Source organism: Thermocladium modestius (assembly GCF_055398215.1).
The window spans coordinates 227070-242863 of the sequence record NZ_AP043731.1; the positions used below are offsets into that span (position 1 = coordinate 227070).

Annotated in this window: 11 protein-coding genes; 4 read left to right on the forward strand and 7 right to left on the reverse strand. The window is 54.7% G+C overall.

The window, feature by feature from the left end; translation table 11 throughout:
* Window positions 1-33: 33 nt before the first annotated feature.
* Both ACZ5ZS_RS01190 and ACZ5ZS_RS01195 read right to left on the reverse strand, forming a co-directional pair.
* Window positions 34-1626, reverse strand: coding sequence for an APC family permease (locus ACZ5ZS_RS01190; protein ID WP_188596096.1), 1593 nt, complete (start codon window positions 1624-1626; stop codon window positions 34-36).
* Between the two features lie 206 nt (window positions 1627-1832).
* Window positions 1833-2945 carry an NAD(P)/FAD-dependent oxidoreductase gene (locus tag ACZ5ZS_RS01195; protein ID WP_188596097.1) on the reverse strand — a complete coding sequence of 371 codons (1113 nt, stop codon included), beginning with the start codon at window positions 2943-2945 and terminating at the stop codon, window positions 1833-1835.
* A 192-nt stretch (window positions 2946-3137) separates the two neighbouring features.
* On the opposite strand from ACZ5ZS_RS01195, the gene ACZ5ZS_RS01200 reads away from it, so the two are divergent.
* Window positions 3138-4229 carry a glycosyltransferase gene (locus tag ACZ5ZS_RS01200; protein ID WP_188596098.1) on the forward strand — a complete coding sequence of 364 codons (1092 nt, stop codon included), beginning with the start codon at window positions 3138-3140 and terminating at the stop codon, window positions 4227-4229.
* Window positions 4230-4302: 73 nt separating this feature from the next.
* Complete coding sequence (locus ACZ5ZS_RS01205; protein ID WP_188596099.1) at window positions 4303-4833, forward strand: ferritin family protein; 531 nt, start codon at window positions 4303-4305, stop codon at window positions 4831-4833.
* A gap of 168 nt (window positions 4834-5001) precedes the next feature.
* Here ACZ5ZS_RS01205 and glyA read toward each other — a convergent pair whose 3' ends face one another.
* From glyA to ACZ5ZS_RS01225, 4 genes are all read right to left on the reverse strand, one after another.
* Window positions 5002-6297 (reverse strand): serine hydroxymethyltransferase, encoded by a 1296-nt coding sequence (gene glyA, locus ACZ5ZS_RS01210; protein WP_188596100.1) that lies wholly within the window; start codon window positions 6295-6297, stop codon window positions 5002-5004.
* A gap of 40 nt (window positions 6298-6337) precedes the next feature.
* Complete coding sequence (locus ACZ5ZS_RS01215; protein ID WP_229657693.1) at window positions 6338-7708, reverse strand: glutamate synthase-related protein; 1371 nt, start codon at window positions 7706-7708, stop codon at window positions 6338-6340.
* 19 nt (window positions 7709-7727) lie between these two features.
* On the reverse strand, window positions 7728-8789 hold the full coding sequence (locus ACZ5ZS_RS01220; RefSeq protein WP_188596101.1) for an asparagine synthetase A: 1062 nt from the start codon (window positions 8787-8789) through the stop codon (window positions 7728-7730).
* Window positions 8790-8909: 120 nt separating this feature from the next.
* Window positions 8910-10121, reverse strand: coding sequence for a redox-regulated ATPase YchF (locus tag ACZ5ZS_RS01225; RefSeq protein ID WP_188596102.1), 1212 nt, complete (start codon window positions 10119-10121; stop codon window positions 8910-8912).
* A gap of 95 nt (window positions 10122-10216) precedes the next feature.
* Here ACZ5ZS_RS01225 and ACZ5ZS_RS01230 point away from each other — a divergent pair, with 95 nt between their 5' ends.
* Entirely contained in the window at window positions 10217-11365 is a 1149-nt protein-coding gene (locus tag ACZ5ZS_RS01230) for a hypothetical protein (RefSeq protein ID WP_188596103.1), read from the forward strand.
* A gap of 525 nt (window positions 11366-11890) precedes the next feature.
* Here ACZ5ZS_RS01230 and cca read toward each other — a convergent pair.
* Window positions 11891-13216 carry a CCA tRNA nucleotidyltransferase gene (cca, locus tag ACZ5ZS_RS01235; protein ID WP_229657694.1) on the reverse strand — a complete coding sequence of 442 codons (1326 nt, stop codon included), beginning with the start codon at window positions 13214-13216 and terminating at the stop codon, window positions 11891-11893.
* 204 nt (window positions 13217-13420) lie between these two features.
* On the opposite strand from cca, the gene ACZ5ZS_RS01240 reads away from it, so the two are divergent.
* Entirely contained in the window at window positions 13421-15553 is a 2133-nt protein-coding gene (locus ACZ5ZS_RS01240; protein WP_188596105.1) for a S53 family peptidase, read from the forward strand.
* The last annotated feature ends 241 nt before the right edge of the window (window positions 15554-15794 follow it).

Sequence of the window (15794 nt, forward strand, 5' to 3'; positions counted from 1 at the left end):
TTTTTATTCAGGGAAACGCAAAAGGGCTCGCCATCACTGCGTCTCCGGCATGTAATCGACATCAGACAGCTTCTGCTTCAAGCCGGAGAATACTCCCCATGGATAGAACACTGCAAGCGATACCACCACGGTTATCAGCGTCGCGTAGTTAAACGATATTAAGTTCAATGCGCCGTCGCTGCCTATGTAAGTCATCACGGTTAGGAACGCTATGTATGCTATATACCACAGCGAGTTCAAGACATGCCTCAAATCTCTCCCAGCCGTTCCCCTAACCAATGGGAGTATTATGCCGAATATAGCTGCCGCCGCAGTTAATAGAATCACTGCATAGTAAACCGTGACCCAACCGCTCCAGAATATTATCAACGCGGCGGAGGCGAAGGCTATCGGCGCTATTATGGAGCCGCCCGGTATTCTATACTTCGTCACGCCCTGCCTGCGAGACACGATCATTGCGACCGGGTTCACGCTGAAGCCGAGGTAGCCCGCCACCACTGCATCCTCTATCAATCCATATATGCTGGGCACCGGCGCCGCCAGGAAGGCTAGGACCGCGCCCACAAGGGCCGTTATTAGGAGCGCCCAGTAAGGTATTGAATACCTCTCATGTATGTACTTGACCAAATTCGGCATTATCCTAGTCCGTCCCTGAGCGAAGAGGACACGCGTGCCTCCGCCCAAGTATATATAGCCCACCACGAAGGGCCCCACTACGCCGACTATCACCGTCAAGATGAACAGCAACTCAGCGTTGTAATCGTGGGCCATTGTTATGAACGGATTGCCAGGTATTGAGGACACGGACGCCCAATCGCCTGCCGCCATGCCCAACTTGCTCCAGTTTATGCCGGTCACGAACACGAAGTCCAGCAGCAAGTAGATCAATAATTGGCCTATGACCACCAGTACTATTGCCAAGGGCAGCTTCCTAAAATCCTTGCTCTCCTCCGCGTAGTCGGGAAGAACCCTTATGCCGCCGAACGCGAACATGGCGAACGGTATGGCCAAGAAGACGCCGGTGAAGCCAAAGGGAAGGAAGCCGTGGTATGCGAATAAGTTCTTGGAATCGAAGAAGGCGGCAGCCAGAGCGCCGGCCACCGCTATATAGAACGCCAGCTTCACGGCGCCAAACGATGCTGTGGAGAGCCCGAATGCCTTAACCCCATAATAGTTGAACGGTATCATGAGCAACATGATGATGACGGCCACAATGGCCCCTAGGAGGGTTGGCGCACCGCTGCTGGTGACCAGCGATGGATAGAAGACGGACAATCCATCCACCACAGCGAACGCCTCTATTGGCGGAATGAATATGTACCAAATCAAGTCAGCCATAGAGTTTATCATGTTGGTGAACCAGCCATGGGTGTATAGGGCATAACGGGACGGCCCGCCTGCCTCCGGGTAGGTAGTCACAAGCTCCGCGTAGGTCAGTCCTATGAAGAAATAAAATATGCCGCCCAGCAGCCATGCCAACACGCTTCCTGGCCCTGCCGAGCCGGTCATGGCGGCGGTGCTGAACAGTATCCCCGTTCCCACGGCTCCCGCCACTCCTATTATAACCAGCTCTGTAAACGAGAGCTCTTTTCTTAATTGCCTGCCCTGCGGAACTCCTTCACTCATGCAATAAACTAAAATATATATCGATTTTTAAGTATTACTAATTTCATTTTATATTATACTACTAATAAATATCAACTAGGTTAAGCTATGGAGTACGAAATAACAGTTATGCATGGATGTAGGAACCTAATATATGCACTTGACCCCTCCCAGCCCTAAAGGGCGAGGCCTACCGCTCTTTTATCATTCATTAAATCAAGCCCGGCTCAGCCCAGTATTCCCTGCGAGTACTTGCTCCTTATGCTGGATAGTGCCTTGAACCTGGAGAGCCTGAAGACATCAGCAAAGGATGAGGGACGGCCATCTCGCACCATCTCCGCCACCATCAATCCAAGCGCGGGGGATAGCTTGAAGCCGTGGCCGCTAAGTCCTACGCAGGTCACTATTCCCTTAATGGGCTCATCTAATATAGGCATCCAGTCCGGCGTCACATCGTAGAGACCGCCCCATCCATCGATGTAGCCCATGTTAGACGCCCACCCAAGCCTCTTGGCGGCGCTCTCCATATACCTCACGGCCTCATCTATGCCTGGCCTGTCCAATGGATTGAACGAATCGGGATCGGCGGAGGCCATGCCTGGATCCAAGTCTCCTAGCAATGCATTGCTTTCCCCCTCAGGCCTCATGTAGAAATTATTGATTGCGTCGAAGAATATCGGGACCCGCCTATCCACCTTAACCCTAAGCGTCTTCTCGGGCACGATGTTGAGCGGCAACTCCACGGGAAGCACCTTATTGGCCCAAACCCCCACAGCCACCACGTACTTGTCCGCCATCAACTCGCCGTGTCTGGACGTAATTGCCCTAGGCCTTCCTCCACGCACGTCCAGCTTGGCCTCGTCCACAATGAATGACGCGCCCAGCTCCTTGGCCCTCGTCGCGAATGCGTTGGCCACCATGGTGGTATCCGCGTAACCCGCATCGTCCTCCCATGCTGCTACCTCTCCCTCGCCTATCTCCGCGCCAATTAACTCGTGGACCCTCTCCGCATCGATCAACTCAATTCTAACCCCCATGCTCCTCAACATCTCCACGTTATCCCTCAAGTAATCGCCCGCTATCACCAACAGGCCCGTTCTCATGTAGGCGGGAACCCCGAACTCCCTCTCAAAGCCCTGGAAGAACTTGAGACTGTACAACGCCATCTCGGCCACTTCCCTGACGCTGTAGAATGCCCTCACTATCCCAGATGAGTAGGCAGTCATGCCTTGCCCGACTCCCCTCTTATCCACCACTGCCACCCTATAGCCCATCTTGGCTAAATGATACGCAGCGCTGGAGCCCGTCGATCCGGCCCCAATGATGACTACATCATACATATGCAAAGTAAAACCTTGGCTATTTTAACTTTTTCGCAATCCCTTAATAATAAGACAAATGTTATAGATCAATTGGATCTTGGTAATCTATGTATGTCGGTGGAGAGAATTGCGTGTCCAATTTTTGGTAACGCATACAATTCAATTCATTATGACAGCAATGCTTTATAAGAGATGGTAAATGGAGAGTCAATGATACTGGAGGTCGCCATTGCATTGATAACGCTGCATTTCGCGGTTCCCATTGCCTATTATGCCACAGTGATCAAGTGGATGAAGCGGCCATGGCCTGATGTAGCGAATGCCGATCTGCCCAGCGTCTCCATAATAATCCCCACCTTCAACGAAGCAGATGTGATCGGGAAGAGGATAATCAACATAGCTGGGCAAGGATATCCCCTCGATAAAATGAACGTGATATTAGTAGATTCCAGCAGCGATGGAACGGCAGATGAGGCGGAGAGGCAGGCCAGGGCAAGCGGCTTGAGACTTTCGATATTGAGGGAGGAGGAGCGGCGGGGGAAGGCCGAGGCGTTGAATGCTGGGCTGAAGTTGGCCACGGGCGATGTGGTGGTGATAGCGGATGCAGATGCGTTTTGGGGAGCAAATGCATTGCCCAACGCGATGTCTTGGTTCTCCAATCCCAAGATAGGCGCGGTTTCATGCGTGAAGACCCCCCTCTCTGGCAATTCAACGGAGCTTTCATATAGGAATCTATACAACGTGCTCAGGGTGGGGGAGAGCAAGAAGTTCGCTACGCCCATATTCCACGGCGAACTAGCGGCGTTCAGAAGAGACTTGCTGATGAAATTAGGGGGATTCCCTACAGATATAGGAGCTGACGATAGCCACACAGCCACCAGGATAGCGGCAATGGGGTTCAGATCAATAATTCCCGAGAACGTTACCTGCGCTGAGCTGGTGCCCACCGCCGGCTTCTCCAAGTGGAAGGTGAGGAGGGCACAGCACTTGATTCAGAATTTCATAAAGGCCATAAGGCTGGAATACCCCAGCGATTTCAAGCCCATAATCTACACGGAGTTCTACCTCCACGTTATCAATCCATGGATATTGGCGGCCGCGGTTGTGCTTCTATTGATGAATCACGGAGTGCAGGCAATGGCCTTGCTTGCGGCTGGACTGGCCGCGGCTGCATGGGGCCCCTATAGGTCATGGATGGTTCAGCAGCTTTACCTGCTCGTGGCCAGCGTGAGGAATCTCCGCAGTAAGGAATTGATGTGGGATAAGCAGAAGAAGCCGGCCGCGCCTAAAAGTGACCTGTAATTCTATCTCCCTCGGGCTGAGTGGGAAGAATATTGTAGCGCCACAGTTAAAAATGCTGCAACATGAACGCCTCATGGACAACATAGGAACGCTTGAGGACAATATCCTTATAATCCTGAAGGATGGGGAATACATAGAGGGCGAGGCGGCCCTCCTATACGGTGAGCTGAGCAATAGGGCCAGCGATCCCCTCGTGAAGACTGTGTTCCAGATAATTTACCATGACTCCCTCAAGCACAAGGACGTCCTGACGCTGGTGGAGGATTTACTGATAAACACGGTTAGAATGCGCGCAAACATAGAATCCGTGATAAGTCAGAGAAGGAACTTGGACGCTATGGTGTCTCAAATGATGGAGATAATAAAGGACGTGAGGAACAACATGCGCGGCCCCATAGGCACCAGGGAACTAAAGGATATAGCCAAGAAACTCGAGCGGCTCGAGGACATAGAGGAAACCCAGCTAACCAGCTACGAGTTCCTCTCGAGCGCCATACCGACGTCGGCTGACCCCCGAGTCCAAGTGACTCAAGTGCTGATACAGAGCATAATAAACGACGAGAAAAACCACAAGGACTTGCTGGAGAAGATAATCAGTCTATAATTTAATTCTATAATTTAATATAGTTATCTAATCGAAAAATTAAGCGGTGACTGCCTAAACCCATTGCAGCCAGGCAGCGATGGGGCCTATCAATGCTCAATAGGCAGGACAGGGAAGAAAATCAACATTTTAAAGCCCCCCATTAATGCAGCTAGGGGGAGGCTCAATTTATAGAAGCGGTAGGCAGGGGCAGTTCAATCCCAGGGTGCTTAGGTCAAAGCCGTACCTAACCTTCGTGAAGCCACGGCGCAGCTCCACCACTTCGGGCTTCACCTTGGATGGCTCCACTCCCTTGATTACGACCTTGGCGATCAACTCCGCCACCGCGGCCATCTCTCCCTTGCCCATCCCCATCCTAGTCATTTCTTGGACGCCCATCCGTATCCCGCTTGGCTTGACGGGGCTCTTATCCCATGGAAGCATGTTCTTATTTACTATTATATTGGCATCCTCCAATGCCTTGGCGATCGGCCCTCCTCCCCCGAACTTCGATACATCCATGGCAACTTGGTGAGTGGCCGTGAACCCATGCTCCTCAGCCACCACGGGCAAGCCATTCGCGTGAAGCTGCTCCGCCAAGGCCTTTGCGTTACTTCTCACCGTGGCGGCATACTCATCCCCGTACGTGGACATCTCTATGGCGGTCACTATCGTTGATGCATACCTATGCAAGTGGTAGTTGGAGGTCATCACGGGAAACACCGATCTCTGTATCTCCTTGAATAAATCCTCCCTCGTCGTGAAGATGACCCCGCCCTGGGGGCCTGGGAACGTCTTGTGTGTGGAGGACGTCATTATGTCGGCCCCAAGCTCTAGGGGGTTGGGGAATTGATGGCCGGCTATCAAGCCGAGCACGTGCGCCGAGTCATGCATTAAGACGGCGCCAACCTCGTGGGCCGCATCCGCCAACTCCTTGATGGGGTGGGGGAATAGGTAGAGGGATGCTCCCAGAAGCACCAGCTTGGGCCTTTCCTCCGCTATGAGCCTCCTCGCGGCATCGACGTCCACGTTGAAGTTCTCCTGGCTCCAGGGAAGGTAGGACACCCTCAAGCCAAACGCCTTAGGAGCCCCAGTCTCGTTATGGCTTATGTGGCCGCCGGCCGCGGTCGGCAGCGATGCTATCTTCTCCCCGAGCCCGGCCACGGAGTGGTACACCGCCATGTTAGCCACGGTGCCCGATATGGGCCTCACGTCGGTGAATCTGGACGAGAACAGGGACGACATCAAGTCCACCAGCATCTGCTCCGCCTCATCCACTAAGGAGACTCCCTGGTAATACCTCTTCCCAATTGTTCCCTCCGCGTATCGCCCCATCATGTCGTTGAGGTAGAAGTACTCGGCCAGGGGGGACATCACGTTCTCGCTCGGTATGAGGTTAATGGTCTCCCTCCGCCTCCAATTATTGTGACGATCCATTATGGCGCGCAGCTTGGAGAGCGCGGCTATTGCTTCCTCCTCCCTCATTAATGGAATCGATGGGCGGTGCTATTAAACACTGCGCCTGTCATTCCCTGGAGTATACGTAGGGTATCCCGAACATCCTCGCCAAGTCCTGGTTGAGGGACGCCACGTCCTCCCTGGAGACCTCCCTAACGTCGTACTTGCCCAGCGCTGACACGAGCATTTGGGTCTCCACCTTAACCGCCTCTATGTAATTCCTAACCCCCTTCTCACCCCTTATCATTGCTGCCAGGATTAGGGGGCGGCCAACGTATATCCCGCTCGCGCCCAACGCGATGGATTTCACCACGTGCGCTCCATTAAATAACCTACCCGCTACGAGGAGACCCAGCCCAGCGCCGCCCAGCCTCGCGTCCATTATCTTCTTGAGGCCCACCACGGTCGGGTAGCCCAGCTCCTTCATTGCCGTGGAGGGAGCCATGCCCGTTCCTCCCTCCTTTCCATCAATCACCACGGCATCCGCCCCCTCCTCGCTCGCTATCCTTATTATCTCCGCCACATCCCTGTAGGGGCCCGTCTTTATCCATATCTTGGCCCGCGGATAATTGTTCCTCATCATCCTTATCGTGCCCCTCAATATGTCCGGCGTGAAGGTGCCCGGCACGGAGTACCTCTCCACGTACTTCCCCTTAGCCGTCAATGGATCCTCAAGGAAGTGATACTTATCCCTCACCTTGATTGCATCCTCCTTCCTCATCCTTATCACGCCGCCGAGCCCCGGCTTCGCTCCCTGGCCCACCTTCACCTCGAACCCAACGCGGCCCTCCTCTATGAATGGCTCCAAGTCCTTATCGCTGTACACCTTGTTCCAGTGCTCATCGTAGGAATCCTCCACGTTTTGCTGTATGAATACTCCCCCCCTCCCATCCAAGTTCCCCAGGTACGCCATTACCCTCTCCTTGAAGGATGGGTGGAGCTTGCTTCTCCTGGCTCCATAGCCCCTCACGGTAGCCACGTTCTCGCCTATCCCCATGGGCACGCCCTCCGCCGCGGCTGCCTTGGCTATTTGAATGGAGTACCTACTCGCTATGTCCGTCGACCCCATGGATGCCACTACGAATGGCGCGGCGGACTTGAAGCCGCCCAGCTCGGTCTCCAGGTTCACGTCCGTGAAGACTGGCTCCCGCAGTAGCTCCGCCATCTTCTCAAGCCTGCGCGGCGTGAAGGCGGGCGGGTACAGCACCAAGTCATCGAGGGATAGGAACCTGGGATACGATCGGCGGCTCACCGAGGCGCCTAGGACGGCGGCCCCGTAGGTGCCCACCTCGCCGAACGGGTACGCCCCCTCCCTCCCCCTCAAGGCCTTCATGGATATCTCGTCGAATGGGTAATCATCCATGAATTCCCTCAATCCCCGGAAGGCCGCTAGTCTTGCCTTTATCTTAACGACGAGCTCTGCAGCCTTTATCGCTATGCTTGACACGCGTCATCGCCTAGGGAGAGACTATGCCGGCCACCTTGGGGTAGGGCCGCGCCTCCCAAACCCCCCTCAGCCCGCATATGTACCTAACCAGCCTCTCCACCCCTATGCCGAACCCCGCCGTTTGGAGGGGGTAGTTCTCCTTCAGCATTTCCAAGTACCACCTGTACTTATTGGGATCCTCGCCTGACTCCCTCATCCTTGCTATTACCCTGGCGGGCTCGAACTCCCTCTCCGCGCCGGACACGGCCTCCCCGAATCCCTCTGGGTAGAGCAGGTCGAAGTCCCGTAAATAGCCCGGCCTGCCGGGGTCCTCCCTGTCGTAGAAGCCCCTAGAGCCCTTGGGGTACTCGTACACGGCCAGCGGGGATCCGTGGTGGGCCGATATCGTCTTCTCGCACTCCCACCTCAACTCCGTGTTGCGCGGGTTGCTGCAGCCCAGCTTGTTGGCTAGCTCCACTGCCTCGGCGTGCGTGTACCGCTTGAAGGGGCGCTTGAATTGGGGCGGCGTCCTCCCCATCCTCTCCAAGTCCCTCCAGTGCTCCTCCTCCACGGCCTTCACAACGCTCTCCACCAAGTCCTCCGCGAGCGATATGACCTCCTCCAGGGACGCTCCCCTGACCTCTAGATCCACTTGGTAGAACTCAACTAAGTGCCTCCCCGTCAATGCGCTGTCGTTGGGCTCGAGCCTTATGTTGGGGGAGACGAAGTACACCTTATCCAGCGATGAGGCCAGGTACTGCTTGTACAGTATGGCGCTGCTCATCACCTTATACTCATGGCCGTAGAAATCTATCGTGGCTTGCTTGGCGCCCCTTATGCCGGGATCCGTGACGGGGCCCACTATTGGGGCGAGGGCCTCTGTGAATCCCCGTGAGTCCAGGAAGGCCCGCACCTCCCTCAATGTAGTTGCCTCTATTCGAAGCATTGCCTTGTACTTATCCTCCTTCACCCACCTCCACGAGCTCTGCACCCACTTCTCCAGGAAGCCCAGGAAGGCCCGCTCGTCCTTGACCATATCCTCCAGCTCCAGTATGGATTTATTGACCTGCCCCTTGACTAGTTCGGCATCCATGGAACCATAAAGCCCATCATAATATAAGAATAACCGACTAATTAACTATTATAATCCATAATATATTATCATTCTTCCAGTAAATTACCGTTAATTGAGGATAAAGTGACATAAGGAGCCTCACTTCGAGGTGACTATTCTGATGACGGCTCTATGCCATACCTTGGCATCCAGCCCCAGCCTCCTCCCGCTCACCGCGTCTATGGCAAACATGGCCTTAGAGGCAACGTCGCTGTGTATGGACTTGGCCAGATCCAGCACCGTGTAATCCCCCGGCACTAGAACCACGTCGGGGAGGACGCGGCCCTCCGTGTCCGTGAACCTCTTCTCATCAGCCACCGGATACACCGCCACCATGCCTAAGACGCCCAGCACGGTCTTATTTATGGCCTGCACGACGCCGGTGCCTCCCCACCTCCTCATGAGGTCGGCTATCCTATCCAACGCGGCCCTCTGGGCCTGGGGCAGGTCCCTCGCCACCACCTCGAACGATGGATCGCCCGGTATGTACTTCACCAATCCCTTGCCCGCCGCCTTCCTCAACGCTAACTCCGCCTCAGCGCTAGTCGGGATCACCCTGTCCCCCAGCTCCTTCATCATCCGCTTCACGTTATCCTCGGCCTCAGGCACGTCTATCTTATTGGCCGCGATCACCATGGGCTTCGACCTACTTCTGAGAAGCCCCATGAACTGCCTTAGGTCATCCTCGCTCCAGGAGTGGAGGGGTTTCTTATCTAGGCCCAACTCCACCAGGGTCGCGCTTATCACTGCTTCGCTGATGCCTAAACCGCTCAAGTGATCGTATAGCACCCCCACAAGGGGCTTCTTGGCGTAATCGACCAGCCTAGCCATCTTATCCCAATCCTTCCTCATTATTTGAATCATCCACATAGTGACCTCTCCCTCCAGGAACTCCACGTCCAGCATTGGATCGCGGGATCCAGGCCTGGCCAGGCGGCCCTCCTCGTCAGTTCCCCCCGAGGCGTCCACCACGTGTATCAACGCCGACGCGCGGCGAAGGTGGTCCAGGAATTGATTGCCCAGGCCGCGGCCCTGCCAGGCCCCGGGCACGAGTCCAGCCACGTCTATTAACTCCACGGGGACCAGCCTATTGCCCTCCAAGCAAATGGAGTTCCTCGGATCATCCCTCACGCCCAGCTCCGTGCACACGCACTTTATCCTGACGTGCCCGATCCCCACGTTGGGCTCAACCGTGGTGAAGGGGTAGGGCGCGATCTTGACGTCTATCATGGTTGCGGCGGCGAAGAACGTGGACTTACCCACGTTCGGCTTGCCGACCACCCCAACCTGAGGAAGCGATTGCGTTACCATTCCATGCATAGAACGACCACCGAATAAAAAAGCTTTACCGCAATGGCGGCGAGACCGAGAGAAACCATTATAAGCGGATCGGGCGGCGCGGGGATATGCTGCCTCTCATACACTTAGCGGGGAACGCGCCCATAGTTTTCCTGCTTCACATGAATGGATTCCTGATAGCCTTGGCCACCAATTTCACGGCCGTCGGGGCCTTCTCCGCAATATATGAGCTGGGCGGGGGAGCTGTGCTCAACTCCACGCTTCTTCCCGGCGTAACGTTGACGGACGCAATGCCCTACGAGGGCTCCCTCTTGGTGACGGGACTAAACGGGTCGAGGCCCTTCATGGCTGAGATCAACGTGAGGAGCTGGACCATCACCAACGAGACCGGGAAGCTGCCGACGAATTTCCAGCCATACGCCGCGGCGGACTTGGGGGGTGAGCTGGTGTTGGGCGGTTCATCCCAAGGCCACGCCTCCCTGATAGCGTTGAACGGCACCACTATAATTAACGAGACGAGCGAGCTGCCCAGCAATTACTTGGGTAGCACTATAGTCCTGCTGGCCCCCCTGAACGGATCCCTCCTCGTGGCGGCGTCCACTCAATACCCCTCAATGCTGATCGGCGTGTTGGGGAGCAGGGGGTTCACCGACCTGACGGGGAGGCTACCCATAAACCCCGACTTCGCCTTCCCAACCACGGTGGCGGTTTACGGGGATGAGGCATTCATAGGCGGCTTCAGCGTGGCGGGGAGCGAGGAGCCGGTTGGGGAGGGGGAGTACCTTCAACTAAACCAGCTCGGGTTCAAGCCCATAGCGTTGCTGCTGGTGAACGGAACGTTTCGCGACCTGGCCCCGGTCCTGGGCATGAGCTACGGGGCAATATTTGACGCCTCCTTCATCAACTCCACGGCGCTGGCAGTGGCTGGGGGTTACTTGATAAACTCGGGTTGGGCTCCATACGTGGCCCTGGTGGAGAATGGGAGGGCAATAACCTATCAACTTCCTCTTGATGGAGCCGCGTTCGCCGTTACCAAGGAATTGGAGGTGGGGGGCGGCATCAATGTTTTCTATAACCTCACCGAGCTCGTGGGCGAGCCATTCATAGCAACGGCTACCAACGCCATAGTCCCAAGCGAGCCACAGCCAGCGGCAGCTACCTCATTTACGGCGCTGGGGTACGCCATAGCGGTAGCGCTTATAGCGGGGGCATTGATTGGGCTTTTAATGATGAGCACGCTGGAAGATGAGAAGTGATTGGGGTTAGAGATACTGAACGTCGTGCTAGTGAAGTGAATATGCGACTAGCATGGCGACCGCCATTGAACCTCCCAACATGTCGTTCATGCTATTCAATTAACTAACCGCCTGTGACCGCTCATTACTACCTAAGGATTTCCTCCTTGGTTTGGGTCCACACTCTAACAATACATCCAAGAGACCAGCAGTGAATTAATGGAGACGAATCACATCTGTAATGCGATCGGCAGTTGAATCTCTTGGGCTTTTGCATTAATTCCCAACCCATTAACAACCTGTTATTCTTTTCCATACTAAGACGCAGTTCAACGCCTTGATACAAGAAACCGGGAGAACTTGGATTTTCACTGACCCTCCCAGGAGCCCCTAAAGGGCTAGGCTTGTTAATTTTTACCATATATAGGATACATGCTAAAGCCGTTTGGAGTATTTTACTTTCTGTTTATCTCTCTAAACGAGATGAGTTAATGTTCAATTTTAATAACTATAACTATAGTAAAGTATAATAGCTTCTATGAGAGACTATGGTTGAAGCCAAGTCGGTCTGGAAAGGAAGACCAGTACTGCCTCACGCAGTCTTTTCGACAGTGATTCCAGTTCCTCCCTATTGCTCACCTTAATGATAGAGGCCGATTTAATCATGGCCGGCATGCTGGGCATCTCCTCCTTGATGGCATCCACCGCGTCCCTGACCTTCCTACGTTCCACGGCGTACCACCTATCCCCAGCTATGAAGGGACCCATCTCTGCATTGACGTGCTTCCTTAGGAAGGAAAGGGACTCAAGCGAGCCCGCTGGTGGGCCCTTCATTAATTGAAGCGGCGAGAGCTCGAGGGACTCCATTGCTATGAAGACCGCGGCCTCGGACTCCTCGTCCGTCCACTGACCGTTTCTATATACCTGGAAGCCACGGGCCCTTAATGCGTTTGCCAGGGAGGAGGAGGCCCTCCTAAGCTGCCCCCAGACTGAGTCCGGCGGTTCCCCAGCGGGGTAGGGCGCCATCAAGACGAGGAGCGGCGAGAAGGCTGGGGAGGGGGGGCCTGGCTTGAAGAAGGAGGGGGAGGGTTTCTCGGTGAATGCGAGGGACATGGCTATGAACGTGGACATGGCCTCCAAGGTGACGGCGGCGGCCGCGTTCCTGGCTGGATCCACGGGGTCTATTATTATGAGTGGGGAGTCGAACCTCTTCCTGGCCAGGGATGGGGGTGAGTAGTGCCCCTCCACGTCTATCACTTGGCGGGGTCGCCATGACTTGGCTGCCCTGACGGTCTCCTTGAAGGAGCCATACTCCACTATTAACAGCTCAGCCAGGTAGCCGCTGAACCCGCCTATCCCCACCTCAGCCCCATAGATGCCGCCGACCTTCATGAATGCCTTGAGCAGTCGAACCTCGTCTTCCTTCCCCTTCAATTTATCCCTTAGATACAGGGTGTGGAGGGGCGTTCTATCCGTCGCCGTTATTGGCCTCTCCCCCATCTCTATGCGGATGCAGGGAACCACGTCAGCCCTGAACCCACCGTACCGCAGGGTGAGGTAGGGGTGCTGGGCATACCTGGTGCTCCAAGGAATGCCGGCCGCAGTTGCTATATCCGCCAAGAGGGAGAGAGCCCGGCCACTCCTTATGGCTTCCGGCCCATAGGTTTTTGGAAAAGCGGCGAACACATCTATATCAAACTCCCCTGGCAGCCAAGTCCCGTGAGCCACGGATCCCTGCACCGTCACCTCCACGTCGCCGTGCCCCCGGGCCGAGAGGCCACTCGAGAAAACCTCCACCAACTCCGAGGCCACTCTGGCCACCATTTCCTCCTCCTCCCTGCTGGGCCTTACCAGGGAGAGGATCTCCTCCATGTCCACGCATTCGTCGGTCACGTGTCCCTTTAAAGTAATCGCCTGGATAATGGAGATCAACCATCAACCATATATGCCCATCGTTTTCCTATTTTTGCAATATTTACTTCCCCATATTGGTAAATAATTTAATTACTTGTTTCTAATAAGCCGATGTTTACAGAATAAAGAAAAACTTAAAAAAACTACTCATGGCAATAACACATGAATAGATCCGCTATATATGCGTTGGTCATTGCCCTCGCGGCGATGGCCATTGCCGCAGTAGCTCACGCAGCTACCGCAACTACGTCGGTAAATCCATACTTCATAGGAAACGAATTCTTCAACTGCAGTCCATATCTGTTTCCGCCATACTATACCAACTCATCGACTGCCCACCTAATAGTATTCACGTACCTGAATTTCGCCGATCTTAACAACACAATATATCAAGAATACTACAATTCATCCTCGCCTCTTTACCATACATTCATAACTCCGAGCAAGTTCGACTCGCTGTACTCGCCGCCGTCATCCGTGGACTCCGAGCTGTCGAGCATAGCAACTGGAAACGGCTTGAGCGTCGTGATGACCAGCCCATCCATGTTCGTGGCAAACGGCACGGCGCAGGACGTGGACAACGCAATAAATGCAATAATAAGCGCCATACAATCCAATGCCACGTGGACGACTTGGGTATTGATTGGCGAGTGCAATCCCGTTGGGGACTTCTTCACGAAGCCCATCACTGAGAATGGGATTCGCTTCTATGGGAATGGCTCATCAATAACTGTAAAGAGGCAATTGGCTCCCATAATGCCGCCCCTCGAAAGCATAAGCCCCGGCACTATCAATTACAAGTCGTCGATACAAATCAACAAGAGGCCGGTGGCCGTGGAGATAAACGCCCAGTCCGCCACGGTGAAGCCCCTCTTCGGTTCTCCGCAGGAGTTCCTGTTCCAATTCCCATTCGAGATGTACTTCCCGCAAGGCATGGAGATCCTTTACAACGCAACTCCCCTATACCCAATGTGGTATGTTGGCAATTATAATGGGATAAACGGCTCATCAATAACCATGGGAATAGTCGACGCGTTCGGCGATCCCATATGCAATTCCAGCGGGCTGGCTGAGTCGCCCTACGTCAACCAGATAACCAAGGACGCGGATATATTCTCCACCATCTTCGGATTACCTAACGTTAGCTTAACCGCTATTTACCCAATGGGCACTCCAAAGATAACTGCGCTGAACGCGGCCACGGCCTGTGGATGGGCTGATGAGTCTGTCCTGGACGTGGAGTGGAGCCACTCCATAGCGCCCGGCGCCAAGATACTCTTCGGCGTCTCCCCGGACGCCGGCGACGACTTATTCGCCACGGTGGAGTACATGGTGAACAATGGCCTGGCCAACTTCATAAGCCTATCCTGGGGAGAGCCGGAGGATGCCATGGATCCATTCTATGCCTTGGCCTATCACGAGATATTCCTCCAAGCAGCCGCGGAGGGCATTGGGGTCTTCGCAAGCAGCGGCGACAGTGGAGCGTACGAGGACGTGGTGGGATACCCATACCAAAGCGCGCTCTATCCCTCGGTGGATCCCATGGTGACTGGGGTGGGCGGGACGAGCAATTACATATTCCCGTGGAACGGCCATGAGTTTACCTTCGCCTGGAACTTCTACGACTTCGGGGTGCCGCCATACTTCAACGACTTCATCTTCTGGGGAACCGGGGGCGGTTACTCCATATTCTACGCAATGCCCCTGTATCAATACCTCTACGCGTTTGGAGGACCCATGGGTTTAATGGAGGGTTACCGCTTCTTCGAGAGGTCAAGCTTCCTGCCATTCATATGGGGATACCTAATAAATGGAGGGCCGGTGCCCACGGAGGGATTACCGTGGTATAGGGCCGTGGAGTACCTGCTGGAGCCCGGCCTCTACAGCCCGGTGGGGGCCAGGGGCTACCCCGACTTGGCCGCTGACGCCAACCCCATAACCGGCGTGCCCATAGTGGTCAACGGCTCGCTTTCCCCATTCATATGGGGAGGCACGTCGCTTGCGTCGCCTCTCACCATGGCCATGACCACGCTGTGGCAGGATTACATAAACGCTAAGGGAATGAATTACAAGATAGGGCAAGCCGCTCCAGTGGCTTATCAATTGTGGTACGAGCTGGGCAGGAACGCGTATACCGGCAGCAACCCCATCTTCATCAACGTGGCCTACGGCTTCAACGGCGCCAACTCCGCCACGGGCTGGGTGGTCAGGCCGTACGAGTGGAACCCAGTGACCGGGCTGGGGAGCTTCAACGTCGGCAACCTAGTCTTCTATGGCACACCACTGCTCAAGTAATAGCTAGTAATTGAAAAATAAAACAATCAATTTATTCTTTTCTCAAAAACATTCTTATTATTCGGCTTTACTGACCTCCTCCCCGCCTTGAAGGGCGAGGTTTGTCCTCTTTTTTATCAGGGGATATTATTTAATTGCTGTCGACCTCCTCCCCGCCCATAAGGGATGGGGCTCGTCATTCATTTCATCATCCTCCCCCCTCTCCGCTTTATGGAGGGGCTTGCCGCGCTTCAGCGAGGGA